Consider the following 19,422-nt stretch of genomic DNA (forward strand, 5'->3'; position numbering starts at 1 on the left):
AAGGAGGCGACCGCATGGCGGCCCCCGGAATCTCCGCACCGCCCCTTGCCCCGCCCGGCCTCCCCGCCCACCGGGACGCCAACGTCCTGCGCTGGCTGGCCGCGTTCACGGCCTCGCTCATCGGCGACGCCATGTGGTTCCTCGCCCTGTCCTGGGCCGCGACACGCGCCGGCGACCCCGGACGGGCCGGACTGGTGCTCGCGGCAGGCGCGGTGCCGCGCGCCGTGCTGATGCTCGGCGGGGGCGTGCTCGCCGACCGCTTCGGCCCGCGCCGCATCGTCATCGGCAGCGACCTGACGCGCTGCGTGGTCATGTTCGCGGCGGCCGCGCTGCTCGCCCTCACCACGCCGGGACTGTGGGCCCTCGCCGTGATCGCGCTGCTCTTCGGCGCGGTGGACGCCGTCTTCCTCCCCGCCGTCGGCGCCCTCCCGCCCCGCATCACCGGCCCCGGCCAACTGGGCCGGCTCAACGGGATGAAGGGCATCGCGGTCCGCGTCGGCAGCGTCGCCGGCGCCTCGCTGGGCGGCACCGCCGTCGCGACGGGCGGCCCCTCCGTCGCCTTCGCCGCCGCGGGCACCCTCTTCGCCGTCTCGCTCGCGCTGCTGGCCGCCGTCCGCCTGGCGCCGCTGCCGCCCGACGACCTCGGGGCAGAGGGCCGGGCCGCCACGCCCTGGAAGGACCTGACCGAGGGCCTGCGCTACATACGCCGGCGCCGCGTGCTCGCCGCCCTCATGACCGTCATCGCGGTGGGGGAACTCGGCTTCGCCGGCCCGCTCAACATCGGCCTCACCCTGCTCGCCGCAGAACGCGGCTGGGGCGCCGCGGGGCTCGGATGGATCGTCAGCGGATTCGGCGCCGGCGCGGGCGCCGCCTCGCTGCTGCTGACCGTACGCGGGCGGCTGCCGCGCGCCGGACTCGCCCAGTCCTGCTGCCTCGGCGTCGGAGCGGTCGCCGTCGCGCTGCTCGCCTTCGTGCCGGCCCTGCCCGCGGCGGTCGCCGTCGCGGCCGTCGTCGGCCTCGTGGCCGGATTCAGCGGCGCGCTCTGCGGCGCCCTGCTGCAGACCGTCACCGAGGGTCCCTACCTCGGCCGGGTCAGCTCCGTCGCCGCGCTGTTCTCCCTCGGCATCGCACCCCTGAGCTTTCCGCTGACGGGCGCCGCCATCGGCGCCTGGGGCGCCCGGCCGGTGTTCGTCGCGAGCGCGGCGGTCGCGGCCGCGGGAGCCCTCCTCGGGCTCGCCGCGCCCGCGCTGCGCCGGGCCGAACTCGCCGACAGGTCCTAGCCCGAGATACCGAGCCGGGCCTCGTACAGCCGGCCCACGGCATCCTTGTCGCCCTCGGTCTCCACCTGGGCCGCCTCCTGCCGCCCGAAGGCGAACAGCAGCAGCTCCGCCGGCTCGCCGGTGACCGTCACGACCGGCGTGCCGCGGTGTGCCACCGCGGTCTGCCCGTCGGGGCGGCGCAGCACGACGCCGACCGGCGCCTTGCGGCCCAGCAGCCGGGCGGAACGCTCCAGGCGGGACCAGAGCAGGTCGGCGAAGACCGGGTCCAGCCGGCGGGGCGACCAGTCCTGCTGGGCCCGGCGCACATCCTCGGAATGGACGAAGAACTCAACGGTGTTGGCCGCTTCGTCGATCTGCTTGAGGGCGAACGGCGACAGCCGCGGCGGCCCGGTGCGGATGAGCTGGACGAGTTCCTCGTACGGCTTGGCCACGAACTCCTGGCGGATCCGCTCCGACCGGGCCGCGAGCTGCGGGATGACCACGCTGGCCGAAGCGTCGCTGCGCCGTTCGCGGACGACGATGTGCGCGGCCAGGTCGCGGGTGGTCCAGCCCTTGCAGAGGGTGGGCGCGTCGGAGCCGGCGCTCTCCAGCAGGTCGGCGAGGAGCAGACGTTCACGCTGGGCATGAGTCGACATGCCGTCAGCCTACGTCGGCTCCCCGCCCACGGGCAGCACCTACGAGAGCGGTTTGGTCAGCTTCTCGCCATCGGGCTTGTTGCTGAGCGTCAGGGAGCAGGAGACCGTGTCCTTGCCCTGCACCTGGTACCCGGCCAGCTTCGGGTAGAGCGCGTAGTAGTAGAACGTGCGGCTGTCCGTGATGTGGTCCAGGCGCTTGCCGGCGTCCGCCTCGCAGAGCTTGAGGACCTTCGTCTTCAGCGCGGCCTCGGTGGCATAGGTGCCGGTGATCTTCTCGTGGGCGATGACCTCGGCGTCGTGCGGGCCGTTGCAGGGGACCGGCGTGACCTCGGTGACGCTGCTGTCCAGCCCGGGGTCGTTGAAGCACTGGCCCACATCGAGCACCACGTACTTGCGGAACGTCTCCCCGGGCGCCGGCGAGGTGCCGGTGTCCGTCGGGTCCGTGGGTTGCGACGAGGTCGTGGCCGAGGCCGCCGGGCTGCTGGAGGACGCCGCCGCGTCCTTGCCGTCGTCGCCACCGCCCAGTGCCACCGCGAGACCGCCGACGATCACCGCGATCAGCACGACCGCCCCGATGACCAACGCCGCGATCTTCGCCCCGCCGCCGCTGCGCGGAGGAGGCTGCGGGGGCGGATAGCCGCCGTAGCCACCCGGCTGCGGCTGCTGCTGGTAGGGCGCCTGCGGCGCCTGCTGGGGCTGGTACGGCTGGGGCTGGTAGGGCTGAGGCTGCTGCGGCTGGTGCTGCGGCGGACCGAAACCCCCGGGGGGCGGCCCGAAACCGCCGCCCTGGCCGGAGCGCGGGTCGTCGGGAGGGGGCTGCGGAGGAAAACTCATGGACGAAGCATGCCCCATACGGGTGATCGTCGTGTGTGCGGGAGCCGAAGTACGGCCTGCCCGGACGCGGCAGAATGGAGGGCATGGAATCCCCGCTCGACCCCGCCCTCGCCGCCCGCCTCAAGCGCACGTCCGACGGGCTCGTCCCGGCCGTCGCCCAGCAGTACGACACGGGTGAGGTCCTCATGCTCGGATGGATGGACGACGAGGCGCTGCACCGCACCCTGACCACCGGCCGCTGCACCTACTGGAGCCGCAGCCGCCAGGAGTACTGGGTCAAGGGCGACACGTCGGGGCACGTCCAGCACGTCAAGTCGGTGGCCCTGGACTGCGACGGCGACACGATCCTGGTGAAGGTCGACCAGATCGGCGCGGCCTGCCACACCGGCGACCGCACCTGCTTCGACGCGGACGTGCTGCCCCTTTCTTGAGGGGCTCGGTTCGCCTCCGGGTCGCTGAGCCGCTGCCGGGGGCACCTCCCAGCGGTAGCTGGGGGAAGTCGACCATGCTCAGCCGCTCGTTCCTCACGGCCTGCGCGTGCTCTCCTTTTCGGCAGCGGCCGCTCCCCCTTCGGCTCACTCGCCGGGGCACCTTCCAGCAATGTGCCGGGGGAGCCCGACGACCGGGCCCAGCCGGACCGCGACAAGCGGCGCCAGGGCAACCCGGGGGAGGGGGACGCTCCGGGCACGCTTCGGCCCCCCGCGCCGCGGGAACGCGCCGCGCGGAGCGGAACCGCCGGGGCACTAGGCTGCGGGGCATGACCACGGGCACTGTCACCCCCGACCTCGATACGTTCCGCAAGCTGGCGATGGACCGGCGGGTGATTCCGGTCAGCAGGAAGCTGCTGGCCGACGGGGACACCCCGGTCGGGCTGTACCGGAAGCTGGCGGGTGAGCGGACGGGGACGTTCCTGCTGGAGTCGGCGGAGAACGGGCGTTCCTGGTCGCGGTATTCGTTCGTGGGCGTGCGCAGCGCGGCGACGCTGACCGAGCGGGACGGGCAGGCGCACTGGCTGGGGACGCCGCCCGTGGCGGTACCCCGGGGCGGCGATCCGCTGGAGGCGCTGCGGGCCACGACGGAGGCGCTGCACACGCCGCGGGACCTGCACGAGGACGCGGGGCTGCCGCCGTTCACCGGCGGGATGGTCGGGTACCTGGGGTACGACGTGGTGCGCCGGCTGGAGCGCGTGGGGGACCACGCGCGGGACGATCTGGGGCTGCCCGAGCTCACGATGCTGCTGACCTCCGACCTTGCGGTGCTGGACCACTGGGACGGCTCCGTGCTGCTGATCGCCAACGCGATCAACCACAACGACCTGGACACCGGGGTGGACGAGGCGTACGCGGACGCCGTGGCGCGGCTCGACGCGATGACCGCGGACCTGTCCCGGCCGGTGGACACCGCGCCGGTGGAACTGCCCCCGTCACGGCTCCCGGAGGAGATCACGGCGCGCTTCGGCGGCGCCGCGTACCACGGGGCGGTGGAGCGGACGAAGGAGTACATCAGGGCCGGCGACGCGTTCCAGGTGGTGCCGTCGCAGCGGTTCGAGACGCCGTGCCCGGCGAGCGCGCTGGACGTGTACCGGGTGCTGCGGGCCACCAACCCCTCCCCGTACATGTACCTGTTGCGGTTCGAGGGCTTCGACGTGGTGGGGTCGAGCCCCGAGGCGCTGGTGAAGGTGGAGGACGGCCGCGCCACGGTGCACCCGATCGCGGGCACGCGCCCCCGCGGTGCGACGCCTCGTGAGGACCAGGCGCTGGCCGACGAGTTGCTGGCCGACCCCAAGGAGCGGGCGGAGCACCTGATGCTGGTGGACCTGGGCCGCAACGACCTGGGCCGGGTGTGCGAGCCGGGCAGTGTGGAGGTCGTCGACTTCATGTCGATCGAGCGCTACAGCCACGTGATGCACATCGTCTCGACCGTCACCGGCACCCTGGGGGCCGGCCGCACCGCGTTCGACGTGCTGACGGCGTGCTTCCCGGCCGGGACGCTGTCGGGGGCGCCGAAGCCGCGGGCGATGCAGATCATCGACGAACTGGAGCCGACGCGCCGCGGGTTGTACGGCGGCTGCGTGGGCTATCTGGACTTCGCGGGCGACTCGGACACGGCCATCGCCATCCGCACCGCGCTGCTGCGCGACGGCACGGCGTACGTCCAGGCGGGCGCCGGCATCGTCGCCGACTCCGACCCGGTCTCGGAGGACACCGAGTGCCGCAACAAGGCGGCGGCGGTGCTGCGCGCCGTGGCGACGGCGAACCGGATGGGCGCGGGGGCGTAGCCCCGCGTACGCGGGCCGCGGGGCGAGGGGGGATAGTGGTGGGATGACCAGCGCCGTACCCCAGCCCCGTGCCGATGCCGATGCTGCAAGCACGGCCGTGCCCCCCGGGCCGCACCGCGCGGGCGGCCGTCGCAGCATGGCCGTCGCGCTGGCGGGCGGAGCGCTGGGCGCGGCGCTCGTACTGCTGGCCGCGGGCAAGACCTGGCAGCACGGTTTCGCCGGTGCGGCGGGTGCCGGGGTGGCGGTGCACGCCGACGGCAGCCAGGTGACGGCGGTGCCGGGCGCACTGGCACTGGTGGGACTGGCCTCGCTGGTCGCGGTCTTCGCCGTGCGCGGGGCGGCCCGCAGGGTCGTGAGCGCGCTGCTCGCGCTGTGCGGGGCGGGCGCCCTGCTTGCCGCACTGCTCACCACCGGGGACGCTTCCTCGCTGGACGCCGCCGCGGCCGCCGCCAGCGGACTGACCCGGGCCACCGCGACGGACACCGCCACCACCGCCTGGCCCGCCGTGTCGGTCGTGGGCGGGGCGCTGCTGCTGCTCGCCGGGGTCACGGCCGTCCTGCGCGCCGCGGCCTGGCCGGGGATGTCGAGCCGCTACGAGCGGGACGGCGGAGCGGCGGCCCGCCCCGCCGGGGCCCGGAAGGCCCGGACCGCCGACGGCGAGGAGCGCCCCGAGGACATCTGGAAGGCGCTGGACCGCGGCGAGGACCCCACCGACGCGCGCTGACGCGCCGGGCCACCCCCCGCGCGCGGAGCGTGAGCGGAACAGGGGACAATGGGCCGCGACGCGTGCCATCGCGCGGCGAACGACCAAACGAACCTTCAGTAGAACGACTTGGGAGCACTCATGGCGGGCAACAGCCACGGACACACCCCTGCCGCCTGGACCGGCGTGATCATCGCCTTCATCGGCTTCTGCGTCGCGGGTGCTTTCGTCGTCCTGGCGGAGCCGATCGGCATGTTCGCGGGCCTGGCCCTGGCCGCGGTGGGCGGTCTCATCGGCCTCGGCATGCGTGCCGCCGGTCTGGGCAAGCCGGTGGCGGGCAAGGCCGCGCGCGGCTGACCTGCCGCACCACGGCACCGGAGCCGCCCCGGCCGTGCGCCGCGGGCGGTTTCGCCGTTTCCACGCCGACCCCGGGTGTTCCCCAGCGGCCCGGCGCGGGACAATCGGCGGGTGACCGAGACCGCCATCACACCGAAGGCGAGCGCCCTCGCCGCCCCGCTGGGCCTGCTGGGCGGCGTCGCCGCCGCCTTCGCCTACGTCGGGACCGTCGACCCCAACCACCCCGGGCACTACCCGGTCTGCCCGCTCCTGCACTACACGGGCCTGTACTGCCCGGGCTGCGGCGGGCTGCGCAGCGCGTACGCGGTGGCGCACGGTGACTTCGGGACCGCGTTCGGCCTCAACGCGGTGGCCGTCGTCATGTACCTCGTCTTCGCCGTGGCGATGGTCGTCTGGATCTCCCGGGCGCTGCGGGGGCGGCCGTTCTCGGTCAACCTGCGGCCGGCGCACTGGTGGGCGGTGGGGGCGGTCGTGGTGGTCTTCACCGTTGTCCGGAACCTGCCGTTCGGGGCCGCGCTGGCGCCCTGACGGCGGCTGCCTGTGCCTGTCCGTGGCTGTCTGGGCCTGTCCGATCTGTCCACCTGGTGGTCGTTGGTTCCGCCGGATGCGGGTCCGGCGGCCCCCGGCGGTTACCATCGCAGTGCTGGTGGAACATCTCACTGGCTTGATCGTTTCGCTTTCGGAAGGGGTCCCCTCGCGTGAGTGTGCTCGACGAGATCATCGACGGCGTCCGCGAAGACCTCGCCGAGCGGCAGGCCCGGGTCTCGCTCGACGAGCTCAAGCAGCGCGCCGCCAAGGCGCGTGACGCGAAGGACGGCGTGGCCGCCCTGCGCGGCGAGGGCGTCACCGTCATCTGCGAGGTCAAGCGGTCCAGTCCCTCCAAGGGCGCCCTCGCCGCCATCGCCGACCCGGCGGGCCTCGCCGCGGACTACGAGGCGGGCGGCGCGGCGGTCATCTCGGTCCTGACCGAGCAGCGCCGCTTCGGCGGCTCGCTCGCGGACCTGGAGGCCGTGCGGGCCAAGGTCGACATCCCCGTGCTGCGCAAGGACTTCATTGTCACCGCGTACCAGCTGTGGGAGGCGCGCGCCTACGGTGCCGACCTCGCGCTGCTGATCGTGGCCGCGCTGGAGCAGGACGCGCTGGTCTCCCTGATCGAGCGGGCCGAGTCCATCGGGCTCACCCCGCTGGTCGAGGTGCACGACGAGGACGAGGTCGCCCGCGCCGTCGACGCCGGCGCCCGGGTCATCGGCGTCAACGCGCGCAACCTGAAGACGCTGGAGGTCGACCGGGGCACCTTCGCCCGGGTCGCGCCGGAGATCCCCGACCACATCGTCAAGGTCGCCGAGTCCGGCGTCCGCGGCCCGCACGACCTCATCGCCTACGCCAACGACGGCGCCGACGCCGTGCTGGTCGGCGAGTCGCTGGTCACCGGCCGCGACCCCAGGACCGCGGTCGCCGACCTCGTCGCCGCCGGGGCCCACCCCGCGCTGCGCCACGGACGGGGCTGACGGCCCGCATGAAGACGTACGCGCGACTGGCCCGGGGCTGCCGTCCCCGTGGCTGCCGCGCGCCCGCGCGGCGCATTCTCGGGCGCCGCGTGCGGTACCACATCGGCTGCGAGCCGGGGCAGATCAACGGTCGCCGATGGCGCTGACGGCTGCGCCGTCCTCCTGACCGGGACGCGGACGCGACCGGTGGCGACCCGCCGCCGGACACCGCCCGCCGCTGCCCGGGTTCCGGACGCGCGCACCGCCGCGGGCGGCGCGATCCGCGCGGCGACCGCCGTAACGTGACCATTGGTACGCGAGACTCTGGGGGCTGCCGACGCGCCCCCGAAGGAGCCGAGAAACGTCATGCCCGAAGACTTCTTCATTCCCGACCCCGAGGGCCGGGTGCCCAGCGCCGAGGGCTACTTCGGCCGGTACGGCGGCAAGTTCATCCCGGAGGCGCTCGTCGCCGCCGTGGACGAGGTCGCCGTCGAGTACGACAAGGCCAAGTCCGACCCGGCCTTCGCCGCGGAGCTGAACGACCTGCTGGTGCACTACGCCGGCCGCCCTAGCCCGCTCACCGAGGCGGCGCGGTTCGCCGAGCACGCCGGCGGCGCGCGGATCTTCCTCAAGCGCGAGGACCTCAACCACACCGGCTCGCACAAGATCAACAACGTGCTGGGCCAGGCGCTGCTCACCAAGCGCATGGGCAAGACCCGGGTGATCGCCGAGACCGGCGCCGGCCAGCACGGCGTGGCCACGGCGACCGCGTGCGCGCTGTTCGGCATGGAGTGCACGATCTACATGGGCGAGATCGACACCGAGCGCCAGGCGCTGAACGTCGCCCGCATGCGCATGCTGGGCGCCGAGGTCGTCTCGGTGAAGTCCGGCAGCCGCACGCTGAAGGACGCGATCAACGAGGCGTTCCGCGACTGGGTCGCCAACGTGGACCGCACGCACTACCTGTTCGGCACCGCCGCCGGCCCGCATCCCTTCCCGGCCATGGTGCGCGACTTCCACCGCGTCATCGGCGTCGAGGCGCGCCGGCAGATCCTGGAGCGGGCCGGCCGGCTGCCCGACGCGGTCGCCGCGTGCGTCGGCGGCGGGTCCAACGCCATCGGCCTGTTCCACGCCTTCATCCCCGACGCGTCGGTGCGCCTGGTGGGCCTGGAGGCGGCCGGCCGCGGCGTGGACTCCGGCGAGCACGCCGCGACGCTCACCAAGGGCGAGCCCGGCATCCTGCACGGTTCGCGCTCCTTCGTCCTCCAGGACGACGAGGGGCAGATCACCGAGCCGTACTCGATCTCGGCCGGACTGGACTACCCCGGCATCGGCCCGGAGCACGCCTACCTCAGGGAGACCGGCCGCGCGGAGTACCGCCCGGTCACCGACGACGAGGCCATGCGGGCGCTGCGCCTGCTGTCGCAGACCGAGGGCATCATCCCGGCGATCGAGAGCGCCCACGCCCTCGAGGGAGCGCTGCAGCTCGGCCGTGAACTCGGCGAGGACGGCCTGATCCTGGTCAACCTCTCCGGGCGCGGCGACAAGGACATGGACACCGCGGCCCGCTGGTTCGGGCTGTACGACGGGGCCGAGGGGGCCGAGAAGTGAGCGGGCGGATCGAACTGCTGGACCGGACCCTGGCCGCCGCGAAGGCCGAGGGGCGGGCGGCGCTGGTCGCCTACCTGCCGGCGGGCTTCCCGACGGTCGACGGCGGCATCGCGGCCGTCAAGGCGGCCCTGGAGGGCGGCGCGGACATCGTCGAGGTGGGCCTGCCGCACAGCGACCCGGTGCTCGACGGCCCGGTCATCCAGACCGCCGACGACATCGCGCTGCGCGGCGGCGTCCGGATCAAGGACGTCATGCGCACGGTGCGCGAGGCGCACGCCGCGACCGGCAAGCCGGTCCTGGTCATGACGTACTGGAACCCGGTCGACCGCTACGGCGCCGAGCGCTTCGCCACGGAGCTCGCCGAGGCGGGCGGCGCGGGCTGCATCCTGCCGGACCTGCCCGTGGAGGAGTCCGAGGGCTGGCGCAAGGCGGCCGAGCAGCACGGGCTGGCCACCGTCTTCGTCGTCGCGCCGAGCAGCCGGGACGAGCGGCTGGCGAAGATCACGGCGGCGGGCACCGGCTTCGTCTACGCCGCCTCGCTGATGGGCGTCACGGGCACCCGGGCGAGCGTCGGCGCCGAGGCGGCCGAGCTGGTGGGCCGCACCCGGGCGCAGACCGCACTGCCGGTCTGTGTGGGCCTCGGCGTCTCCAACGGGGAGCAGGCGGCCGAGGTCGCCGGCTTCGCCGACGGTGTGATCGTCGGATCGGCCTTCGTCAAGAAGCTGCTGGACGCGCCGGACCTGGAGCAGGGCCTCACGGCGGTGCGCGAACTCGCCGCCGACCTGGCCAAGGGCGTCCGCCGCTGAGGGCCGGCGTCGCCCGAACGGGCGAATTACGGCCGGGGGCGCGCGCAGGTGCGCCCCCGGTTCGTTGTCCCGGGGTGTGAGCGAGAAGAACCGTGAAGGAAAGCGCACCGCCCGCGAGCGGCTGCAGGAGCAGCGTGCGCAGGACCAGCGCCGCCAGAAGCGCAAGAGGACGGCGATCGTCGCCGGGTCCGTGGTCGGGGTCCTGGTGATCGGCGCCGTCATCGGGGTCCTGGTGGCCAACAGCGGGGGCGACTCCGAGGAGGCCGCGGCAGTCTCCCCGGCGGGCGCGACGGGCGAGAACAAGCTCGTCATCCCCACCGGCGCGAGCGACGCACCGTCCACGCTGACCGTGTACGAGGACTTCCGCTGCCCGGCCTGCGGCGCCTTCGAGCAGGGCTACCGCGACACCGTGCACGCCTTGGAGGACAAGGGCCAACTGAAGGTGGACTACCACCTGGTCCGGATCATCGACGGCAACCTGGGCGGCACGGGCTCGCTCAACGCGGCCAATGCGGCGGCCTGCGCGCAGGACCAGAACAAGTTCCGCGCGTACCACGACGTGCTCTACCGGAACCAGCCGCCGGAGCAGGACGACAAGTTCGCGAGCAAGCCCTACCTGCTGCAGCTCGCCGGCCAGGTGCCCGGGCTGGTGACCCCGGCCTTCACCACCTGCGTGAACAAGGGCACGTACGACGACTGGGTGAACAAGAACAACAGCGCCTTCTCGTCGTCCGGTTTCAACTCCACCCCGACCGTGCTGCTCAACGGGAAGAACATCTACGGGGCCGAGGCGGCGCCGCTGACCCCGCAGAAGCTGGAGCAGATGGTCGCCGAGGCCAACAAGGGCAAGAAGCCCGGCACGGTCACCCCGAGCGCGACCCCGCCCAGTGCCCCGGCGAGCGGCTCGGCCGCCGCGTCCGGCACGGCGTCCGCCCCGGCCTCCTCCGCCCCCGCGAGCCCGCCCGCGAGCAAGCCGGCGACCCCCTCGGCGACCGGCTGAGGCCCGCCGGTACAGCAGCCCGTTATTCAGCCGTTGCCGGGCGGGTGCCCGCCGTACCCGCCCGGCACGGTAGCGTCGGTCGTGCCATGGAATTCATCGCCTTCATTCCCAGCCCGTCGCGCGGGGTGATCCACCTCGGACCTGTACCGCTGCGCGGCTATGCCTTCTGCATCATCATCGGTGTCTTCGTAGCCGTCTGGCTCGGCGGCAGGCGATGGGCCGCCCGCGGCGGACAGAAGACCACGATCGCGGACATCGCCGTCTGGGCGGTGCCGTTCGGTCTGGTCGGTGGCCGTCTCTACCACGTGATCACCAGTTACGAGCTCTACTTCGGTGAGGGCAAGCACTGGGTGAACGCGTTCAAGATCTGGGAGGGCGGCCTCGGTATCTGGGGCGCGATCGCCCTCGGCGCCCTGGGCGCGTGGATCGGCTGCCGGCGCCGGGGCATCTCGCTGCCCGCGTACGCCGACGCCGTCGCCCCCGGCATCGCCTTCGCCCAGGCCATCGGCCGCTGGGGCAACTGGTTCAACCAGGAGCTCTACGGACGGCCGACCGACCTGCCGTGGGGGCTGAAGATCGACAGCGCCCACCGGCCGGCGGACAGCCTGGGCGTCGCCACGTACCACCCGACGTTCCTGTACGAGTCCCTGTGGTGCGTGGGCGTGGCCCTGCTGGTGATCTGGGCCGACCGCCGCTTCAAGCTCGGCCATGGCCGTGCCTTCGCGCTGTACGTCGCGGCGTACACCGTAGGCCGCTTCTGGATCGAGTACCTGCGCGTCGACGACGCCCACCACATCCTGGGTCTGCGGCTCAACGACTGGACGTCGATCGTCGTCTTCGCCGGGGCCGTCGCTTACATGATCGTCTCCGCGCGGCTCCGTCCGGGCCGTGAGGAGAACGTCGAGCCGGCGCCCGCCACCGAGGGCGAGGCGGAGGACAAGGACGGCAAGGACGGCAAGGGTGCCGAGGCCGACAAGGGTGCCGAGGCCGGCAAGGACGGCAAGACCGATCTGACCAAGCCCGAGGCCGCCGATGCCGAGGGGACCGACACGACCCACGCGACCGACGCAGCCGCCGAGGACGACGAGCCGCAGGAGTCGGCGGAGGCCGGGGCCACGGCCCGGGCCGAGTCCGCCAAGAACGGCTGATCCCGGCAGACACCGACGCCGTACCGCGGCGCCGCCAGGGGCACGTCCCCGGGCGGCGCCGCGGTCGTTTCCGCAGGTAGGGGAGGCTTTCCTTGCTGGAAACGCAGGGAATCCGGGCGTACGGTCGAGGCGTTCCCAGGGAGGACGCGGGCGGTCGCCACCCGCGGGAAGGAGAACGCGGGCCATGTCGGCAGCCGTGGAGAGCAGCGAACTGGAGCGGAACGCTCCCTATCACGTCGCGCACCACACCCATCGTGATGTGAGCGGCGGCTGGCTGCGGCCCGCGGTGTTCGGCGCGATGGACGGCCTGGTCTCCAACCTCGCGCTGATGACCGGCGTCGCGGGCGGCAATGTCGCCCCGTCGACCATCGTGATCACCGGGCTGGCCGGTCTGACCGCGGGCGCGTTCTCGATGGCGGCGGGCGAGTACACCTCCGTGGCCTCCCAGCGCGAGCTGGTCGAGGCGGAGCTCGCCATAGAGCGCCGGGAGCTGCGCCGTCATCCGAAGGACGAGCTGCGGGAGCTCGCCGAGCTGTACGTCGCGCGCGGCGTGGAGCCGGAGCTCGCCTACGAGGTGGCCCGGCAGATGTCCCGGGACCCGGAGCAGGCGCTGGAGATCCACGCCCGCGAGGAGCTGGGCATCGACCCGGGCGACCTGCCGTCGCCGCTGGTGGCGGCGGGCTCGTCCTTCCTGTCCTTCGGCATCGGCGCGCTGCTCCCGGTGCTGCCCTACCTGCTGGGCGCCACCGTGGTGTGGCCCGCGGTGGTCGTGGCGCTGATCGGGCTGTTCCTCTGCGGTGCGGCTGTGGCCCGTGTGACGGCACGCAGCTGGTGGTTCAGCGGTTTGCGGCAACTTGTCTTGGGCGGAGCGGCCGCCGGGGTTACCTTCGTTCTGGGCGCGCTTTTCGGAACCGCCGTCGGCTGAGGCGGGACCGAGCCACGAACCACTTGTTACCCGCTCGTTTCAGCGCGACCAACACAGGGCATCAGTCTGTGGCGCCGCGGGCAGTGTCGCCTGCGTCTCACGTGAGCGATGCTGGCCCCGAACTGCCTGCTCGTAGCGCTGCTTAGTCCACATGATGGAATCCGCTATCCACTTTTCGGTCATCGGGCCATCATGTAACCTGCACGAAATCGCAGAGGGCCAACGTCGTCCCTAGCGCGCATGCATATGCCAGATGACGACGACGGGAGAGCCGACCAGATGCGTCCTGTTCTGCACCGGCCTACACACCTCCAGGCCGCCGCCTCCGGTTCCGGCCGGGCCCACATGGACGGGCGTCCCGCCGCCCAGGGGCTGTACGACCCCCGCAACGAGCACGACGCGTGCGGCGTCGGCTTCGTGGCCACCCTCACCGGCGAGGCCGACCACGCGCTCGTGGAGCAGGCGCTGACGGTGCTGCGCAACCTGGAGCACCGCGGGGCCACCGGCTCCGAGCCGGACTCCGGCGACGGCGCGGGCATCCTGATGCAGATCCCGGACGTGTTCCTGCGCGAGGTCGCCGCCGAGCGCGGCTTCGAGCTGCCGGACGCCGGCCACTATGCCGTCGGCATGGCCTTCCTGCCCGTCGAGGACGAGGACCGCCGCAAGGCCGTCGAGTCCATCGAGCGCATCGCCGCCGAGGAGGGCCTCACCGTCCTCGGCTGGCGCGAGGTCCCGACCGACGCCGCGGGCCTGGGTGCCACCGCGCGCTCGACGATGCCGTACTTCTCGCAGCTCTTCGTCGCCGACGCACAGGACGCCGCGAGGGCCGGGATCGAGCTCGACCGCCCGTCCTTCGTGCTGCGCAAGCGCGCCGAGCGCGAGGCGGACGTCTACTTCCCGTCGCTGTCCGCCCGGACGGTCGTCTACAAGGGCATGCTGACCACCGGCCAGCTGGAGCCCTTCTTCCCCGACCTGTCCGACCCGCGCGTCGCCACGGCCATCGCCCTGGTCCACTCGCGCTTCTCCACCAACACCTTCCCCAGCTGGCCGCTGGCGCACCCGTACCGCTTCGTCGCCCACAACGGTGAGATCAACACCGTCAAGGGCAACCGCAACTGGATGCGCGCCCGCGAGTCGCAGCTGGCCTCGGAGCTGTTCAGCGGGGACCTGGAGCGGATCTTCCCGGTCTGTACCCCGGACGCCTCCGACACGGCGACCTTCGACGAGGTGCTGGAGCTGCTGCACCTCGGCGGCCGCTCGCTGCCGCACAGCGTGCTGATGATGATCCCCGAGGCGTGGGAGAACCACGGCTCGATGGACCCGGCCCGCCGTGCCTTCTACCGCTACCACTCCACCCTCATGGAGCCCTGGGACGGCCCGGCCTGCGTGACCTTCACCGACGGCTCCGTCGTCGGCGCGGTCCTGGACCGCAACGGCCTGCGCCCCGGCCGCTACTGGGTCACCGACGACGGCCTGGTCGTGCTCGCCTCGGAGTCCGGCGTCCTGGACGACATCGCCCCGGAGCGGATCGTCCGCAAGGGCCGGCTGCAGCCCGGGAAGATGTTCCTGGTCGACACCGTCCGGCACCGGATCATCGAGGACGACGAGATCAAGTCGCAGCTCGCGGCCGAGCACCCGTACGGGGAGTGGCTGGACGCCGGCCTGATCCACCTCGACGACCTGCCCGAGCGCGAGCACATCGTGCACACGCACGCCTCGGTCACCCGCCGCCAGCAGACCTTCGGCTACACCGAGGAGGAGCTGCGCGTCATCCTGGCGCCGATGGCCAAGACCGGCGGCGAGCCGCTGGGCTCCATGGGCACCGACTCGCCGATCGCGGCGCTGTCCGAGCGGCCCCGGCTGCTCTTCGACTACTTCACCCAGCTGTTCGCGCAGGTCACGAACCCGCCGCTGGACGCCATCCGGGAGGAGCTGGTCACGTCGCTGATCAGCGCCGTCGGCCCGTCCGGCAACCTGCTGGAGCCCTCGCCGGCCTCCTGTCGCAACATCACCATGCCGTTTCCGGTGATCGACAACGACGAGTTGGCCAAGCTCATCCACATCAACGCCGACGGCGACCTGCCGGGCCTGAAGGCCGCGACCCTGTCGGGCCTGTACCGGGTCTCCGGCGGCGGCGAGGCGCTGGCCGCGCGGCTCACCGAGATCTGCGCCGAGGCCGACGCAGCCATAGAGGCCGGCGCCCGCTTCATCGTGCTGTCCGACCGGCACTCCGACGCCGAGCACGCGCCGATCCCGTCGCTGCTGCTCACCTCGGCCGTCCACCACCACCTCATCCGCACCAAGCAGCGCACCCAGGTGGGCCTGCTGGTCGAGGCCGGCGACGTCCGCGAGGTCCACCACGTCGCCCTGCTCATCGGTTACGGCGCCGCCGCGGTCAACCCGTACCTGGCCATGGAGTCGGTCGAGGACCTGTTGCGCGCGGGCACCTTCATCTCCGGCATCGAGCCCGAGACGGCCATCAAGAACCTGATCAAGGCGCTGGGCAAGGGCGTGCTGAAGGTGATGTCCAAGATGGGCATCTCCACCGTCGCCTCCTACCGCGGCGCGCAGGTCTTCGAGGCGATCGGCCTGGACGGCGAGTTCGTCGACACCTACTTCCACGGCACCACCAGCAAGATCGGCGGCGCCGGGATCGACGTGGTCGCCCAGGAGGTCGCGGCCCGCCACGCCAAGGCGTACCCCGCCTCCGGCATCGCACCCGCGCACCGCCGGCTGGAGATCGGCGGCGAGTACCAGTGGCGCCGCGAGGGCGAGCCGCACCTGTTCGACCCCGACACGGTCTTCCGGCTCCAGCACGCCACCCGCTCCCGCCGCTACGACATTTTCCAGCAGTACACGCAGCGGGTGAACGAGCAGTCCGAGCGGCTGATGACGCTGCGCGGCCTGTTCCGCTTCAAGGACGGCGAGCGCCCCGCGATCCCCGTCGAGGAGGTCGAGCCGGTCTCCGAGATCGTCAAGCGCTTCTCCACCGGCGCCATGTCGTACGGCTCCATCTCGCGCGAGGCGCACGAGACGCTGGCCATCGCCATGAACCAGCTCGGCGGCAAGTCCAACACCGGCGAGGGCGGCGAGGACCCGGACCGCCTGTACGACCCGGAGCGCCGCTCCGCGATCAAGCAGGTGGCCTCCGGCCGCTTCGGTGTGACCTCGGAGTACCTGGTCAACGCGGACGACATCCAGATCAAGATGGCCCAGGGCGCCAAGCCCGGCGAGGGCGGCCAGCTGCCCGGCCACAAGGTCTACCCGTGGATCGGCAGGACCCGGCACAGCACCCCCGGTGTCGGTCTGATCTCGCCGCCGCCGCACCACGACATCTACTCCATCGAGGACCTGGCGCAGCTGATCCACGACCTCAAGAACGCCAACCCGGCCGCCCGCATCCACGTGAAGCTGGTGTCCGAGGTCGGCGTCGGCACGGTCGCGGCGGGCGTCTCCAAGGCCCATGCCGACGTGGTGCTGATCTCCGGCCACGACGGCGGCACGGGCGCCTCCCCGCTGACCTCCCTGAAGCACGCGGGCGGTCCCTGGGAGCTGGGCCTGGCCGAGACGCAGCAGACGCTGCTGCTCAACGGGCTGCGCGACCGGATCGTGGTGCAGACCGACGGCCAGCTCAAGACCGGCCGCGACGTGGTCGTCGCCGCCCTGCTGGGCGCCGAGGAGTTCGGCTTCGCGACCGCGCCGCTGGTGGTCTCCGGCTGCGTGATGATGCGCGTGTGCCACCTGGACACCTGCCCGGTCGGCATCGCGACCCAGAACCCGGTGCTGCGCGACCGCTTCTCCGGCAAGGCCGAGTACGTGGTGAACTTCTTCGAGTTCATCGCGCAGGAGGTCCGCGAGCTGCTGGCCGAGCTGGGCTTCCGCTCGATCGAGGAGGCCGTCGGCCACGCCGAGCTGATCGACACCACCGCGGCCGTCGACCACTGGAAGGCGCAGGGCATGGACCTCGCCCCGCTCTTCCACGTGCCCGACCTGCCCGAGGGTGCCGCCCTGCACCGCACCACCGAGCAGGACCACGGCCTGGACAAGGCGCTGGACCAGCAGCTCATCGAGCTGGCCGGCGAGGCGCTGCACACCGGAGACCCGGTGCGCGCCCAGATCGGGATCCGCAATGTGCACCGCACGGTCGGCACCATGCTCGGCCACGAGGTGACCAAGAAGTACGGCGGCGCGGGTCTGCCCGACGACACCATCGACATCACGCTGACCGGCTCGGCCGGCCAGTCCTTCGGCGCCTTCCTCCCCAAGGGCATCACCCTGCGCCTGGAGGGCGACGCCAACGACTACGTCGGCAAGGGCCTGTCGGGCGGCCGCATCGTCGTCCGCCCGGACCGCGGTGCCGACCACCTGGCCGAGTACTCGACCATCGCCGGCAACACCATCGCGTACGGCGCCACCGGCGGTGAGCTGTTCCTGCGGGGCACCACCGGCGAGCGGTTCTGCGTCCGCAACTCCGGTGCCACGGTGGTGTCCGAGGGCGTGGGCGACCACGGCTGCGAGTACATGACGGGCGGCCGGGCGCTCGTGCTCGGCCCGACGGGACGCAACTTCGCGGCCGGCATGTCCGGTGGCATCGCCTACGTCCTCGACCTCGACCCGGCATGCGTCAACACCGGCATGGTGAACGTCGAGGACCTGGACGCGGACGACATCAAGTGGCTGCACGACGTGGTGCGCCGCCACCACGAGGAGACCGGCTCGACGGTGGCCGAGAAGCTCCTCGCCGACTGGGGGAACACCCTGACCCGCTTCGGCAAGGTCATGCCGAGGGACTACAAGGCAGTGCTCGCCGCCAAGAACGCCGCCGAGCAGGCCGGGCTCTCCGAGTCCGAGACCACCGCGAAGATGATGGAGGCGGCAAATGGCTGACCCGAAGGGCTTCCTCACCACGCCCCGCGAGACCGCTCCGACCCGGCCGGTCGAGGAGCGCAAGCGGGACTGGAACGAGGTCTACGTTCCCGGCGGGCTGCTGCCGATCATCAGCGAGCAGGCCGGACGCTGCATGGACTGCGGCATCCCGTTCTGCCACAACGGGTGTCCGCTGGGGAACCTGATCCCCGAGTGGAACGACTACGCCTACCGCCAGGACTGGAAGGCCGCCAGCGAGCGCCTGCACGCGACCAACAACTTCCCGGAGTTCACCGGCCGCCTGTGCCCGGCGCCCTGCGAGTCCGCCTGCGTGCTCGGCATCAACCAGCCCGCGGTGACCATCAAGAACGTCGAGGTCACCATCATCGACAAGGCCTGGGACAGCGGCGACGTCACGCCGCAGCCCCCGGACCGGCTCTCCGGCAAGACCGTCGCCGTCATCGGCTCGGGCCCGGCGGGCCTGGCCGCCGCCCAGCAGCTGACCCGGGCCGGCCACACGGTCGCGGTGTACGAGCGCGCCGACCGCATCGGCGGCCTGCTGCGCTACGGCATCCCCGAGTTCAAGATGGAGAAGCGGCACATCAACCGGCGCATCGAGCAGATGCGCGCGGAGGGCACCAAGTTCCGCACCGGTGTGGAGATCGGCCGCGACATCGACGGCGCGAAGCTGCGCAAGCGGTACGACGCGGTCGTCATCGCCGCAGGCGCCACCCAGTGGCGGGACCTGTCGGCCGAGGGGCGCGAACTCAAGGGCGTCTACCAGGCCATGGAGTACCTGCCGCTGGCGAACAAGGTGCAGGAGGGCGACTTCGTCACCCCGCCGATCAGCGCGGCGGGCAAGCACGTGGTCGTCATCGGCGGCGGCGACACCGGCGCGGACTGCGTCGGCACCGCCCACCGCCAGGGCGCCCTGTCGGTCACCCAGCTGGAGATCATGCCGCGGCCGTCCGACGACCGCCCGGCGCACCAGCCCTGGCCGACGATGCCGATGACGTACAAGATCACCTCGGCCCACGAGGAGGGCGGCGAGCGGGTCTACGCCGTTAACACCGTGCGGTTCGAGGGCGACGAGCAGGGCAACGTCACGGCGCTGCACCTGGTCGAGGTCGTCTTCCAGGACGGGAAGTTCGTCCCGCAGCCGGGTACCGAGAAGGTCATCCCGGCCGACCTGGTGACGCTGGCCATGGGCTTCACCGGCACCGACCAGCAGAACGGGCTGGCCGAGCAGCTGGGTCTGGAGATGGACGCCCGCGGCAACGTGGCCCGCGACAAGGACTTCGCCACCAACGTCGAGGGCGTCTTCGTCGCCGGCGACGCCGGGCGCGGCCAGTCGCTGATCGTGTGGGCCATCGCCGAGGGCCGCTCCGCCGCCCGCGCGGTGGACCGCTTCCTCACCGGCGCCAGCATCCTGCCCGCCCCGATCCGCCCGACGGACCGGCCGCTGACGGTCTGAGCGTCCCGCGGAGAAGAG

16 protein-coding genes are annotated in these 19,422 nt (G+C 72.6%); 14 read left to right on the top strand and 2 right to left on the bottom strand.

Features of this window, described 5'->3' with window-relative positions; all coding sequences use genetic code 11:
* The first annotated feature begins 14 nt into the window (after positions 1-14).
* Positions 15-1,280, top strand: a complete 1,266-nt coding sequence (locus ABZ883_RS31155) for an MFS transporter (protein ID WP_360912010.1) — start codon at positions 15-17, stop codon at positions 1,278-1,280.
* On the opposite strand, the gene ABZ883_RS31160 is transcribed toward ABZ883_RS31155, so the two are convergent.
* Together ABZ883_RS31160 and ABZ883_RS31165 are read right to left on the bottom strand one after the other, a co-directional pair.
* On the bottom strand, positions 1,277-1,915 hold the full coding sequence (locus ABZ883_RS31160; RefSeq protein WP_360912013.1) for a TIGR03085 family metal-binding protein: 639 nt from the start codon (positions 1,913-1,915) through the stop codon (positions 1,277-1,279). The genes ABZ883_RS31155 and ABZ883_RS31160 overlap by 4 nt on opposite strands.
* A 39-nt stretch (positions 1,916-1,954) precedes the next feature.
* A complete protein-coding gene (locus ABZ883_RS31165; protein WP_360912016.1) occupies positions 1,955-2,749 on the bottom strand; it encodes a hypothetical protein in 795 nt (264 codons plus the stop codon).
* An 83-nt stretch (positions 2,750-2,832) separates the two neighbouring features.
* Here ABZ883_RS31165 and hisI point away from each other — a divergent pair, with 83 nt between their 5' ends.
* From hisI to ABZ883_RS31230, 13 genes are all read left to right on the top strand, one after another.
* Positions 2,833-3,180, top strand: a complete 348-nt coding sequence (hisI, locus tag ABZ883_RS31170) for a phosphoribosyl-AMP cyclohydrolase (protein WP_360912018.1) — start codon at positions 2,833-2,835, stop codon at positions 3,178-3,180.
* Between the two features lie 326 nt (positions 3,181-3,506).
* The gene (locus ABZ883_RS31175) at positions 3,507-5,027 is read left to right on the top strand and encodes an anthranilate synthase component I (RefSeq protein ID WP_360912020.1); all 1,521 of its coding nucleotides are present in this window, start codon (positions 3,507-3,509) and stop codon (positions 5,025-5,027) included.
* Positions 5,028-5,070: 43 nt separating this feature from the next.
* Positions 5,071-5,751 carry a TIGR02234 family membrane protein gene (locus tag ABZ883_RS31180; protein ID WP_360912022.1) on the top strand — a complete coding sequence of 227 codons (681 nt, stop codon included), beginning with the start codon at positions 5,071-5,073 and terminating at the stop codon, positions 5,749-5,751.
* Positions 5,752-5,871: 120 nt separating this feature from the next.
* Positions 5,872-6,087 carry an HGxxPAAW family protein gene (locus ABZ883_RS31185; RefSeq protein WP_360912024.1) on the top strand — a complete coding sequence of 72 codons (216 nt, stop codon included), beginning with the start codon at positions 5,872-5,874 and terminating at the stop codon, positions 6,085-6,087.
* A 111-nt stretch (positions 6,088-6,198) separates the two neighbouring features.
* Positions 6,199-6,615, top strand: a complete 417-nt coding sequence (locus tag ABZ883_RS31190; RefSeq protein WP_360912026.1) for a DUF2752 domain-containing protein — start codon at positions 6,199-6,201, stop codon at positions 6,613-6,615.
* Between the two features lie 170 nt (positions 6,616-6,785).
* On the top strand, positions 6,786-7,595 hold the full coding sequence (gene trpC, locus ABZ883_RS31195) for an indole-3-glycerol phosphate synthase TrpC (RefSeq protein WP_360912028.1): 810 nt from the start codon (positions 6,786-6,788) through the stop codon (positions 7,593-7,595).
* Positions 7,596-7,940: 345 nt separating this feature from the next.
* Positions 7,941-9,185, top strand: a complete 1,245-nt coding sequence (gene trpB, locus ABZ883_RS31200; protein WP_360912030.1) for a tryptophan synthase subunit beta — start codon at positions 7,941-7,943, stop codon at positions 9,183-9,185.
* A complete protein-coding gene (gene trpA, locus ABZ883_RS31205) occupies positions 9,182-9,991 on the top strand; it encodes a tryptophan synthase subunit alpha (protein ID WP_360912032.1) in 810 nt (269 codons plus the stop codon). Before trpB ends, trpA begins: the two co-directional genes overlap by 4 nt.
* 76 nt (positions 9,992-10,067) lie before the next feature.
* The gene (locus ABZ883_RS31210; RefSeq protein ID WP_360912034.1) at positions 10,068-10,991 is read left to right on the top strand and encodes a thioredoxin domain-containing protein; all 924 of its coding nucleotides are present in this window, start codon (positions 10,068-10,070) and stop codon (positions 10,989-10,991) included.
* Positions 10,992-11,077: 86 nt separating this feature from the next.
* Complete coding sequence (gene lgt, locus ABZ883_RS31215; protein ID WP_360912036.1) at positions 11,078-12,139, top strand: prolipoprotein diacylglyceryl transferase; 1,062 nt, start codon at positions 11,078-11,080, stop codon at positions 12,137-12,139.
* Positions 12,140-12,323: 184 nt separating this feature from the next.
* Complete coding sequence (locus tag ABZ883_RS31220; RefSeq protein ID WP_360912038.1) at positions 12,324-13,064, top strand: VIT1/CCC1 transporter family protein; 741 nt, start codon at positions 12,324-12,326, stop codon at positions 13,062-13,064.
* Positions 13,065-13,409: 345 nt separating this feature from the next.
* Positions 13,410-17,951: a glutamate synthase large subunit gene (gene gltB / locus ABZ883_RS31225; RefSeq protein ID WP_360912168.1), complete on the top strand. Its 4,542-nt coding sequence runs from the start codon at positions 13,410-13,412 to the stop codon at positions 17,949-17,951.
* A complete protein-coding gene (locus ABZ883_RS31230) occupies positions 17,944-19,404 on the top strand; it encodes a glutamate synthase subunit beta (RefSeq protein ID WP_360912040.1) in 1,461 nt (486 codons plus the stop codon). Before gltB ends, ABZ883_RS31230 begins: the two co-directional genes overlap by 8 nt.
* The last annotated feature ends 18 nt before the right edge of the window (positions 19,405-19,422 follow it).

Origin of the sequence: Streptomyces sp. NPDC046977 (genome assembly GCF_040644455.1) — a bacterium.
Taxonomy (GTDB): Bacteria; Actinomycetota; Actinomycetes; order Streptomycetales; family Streptomycetaceae; genus Actinacidiphila.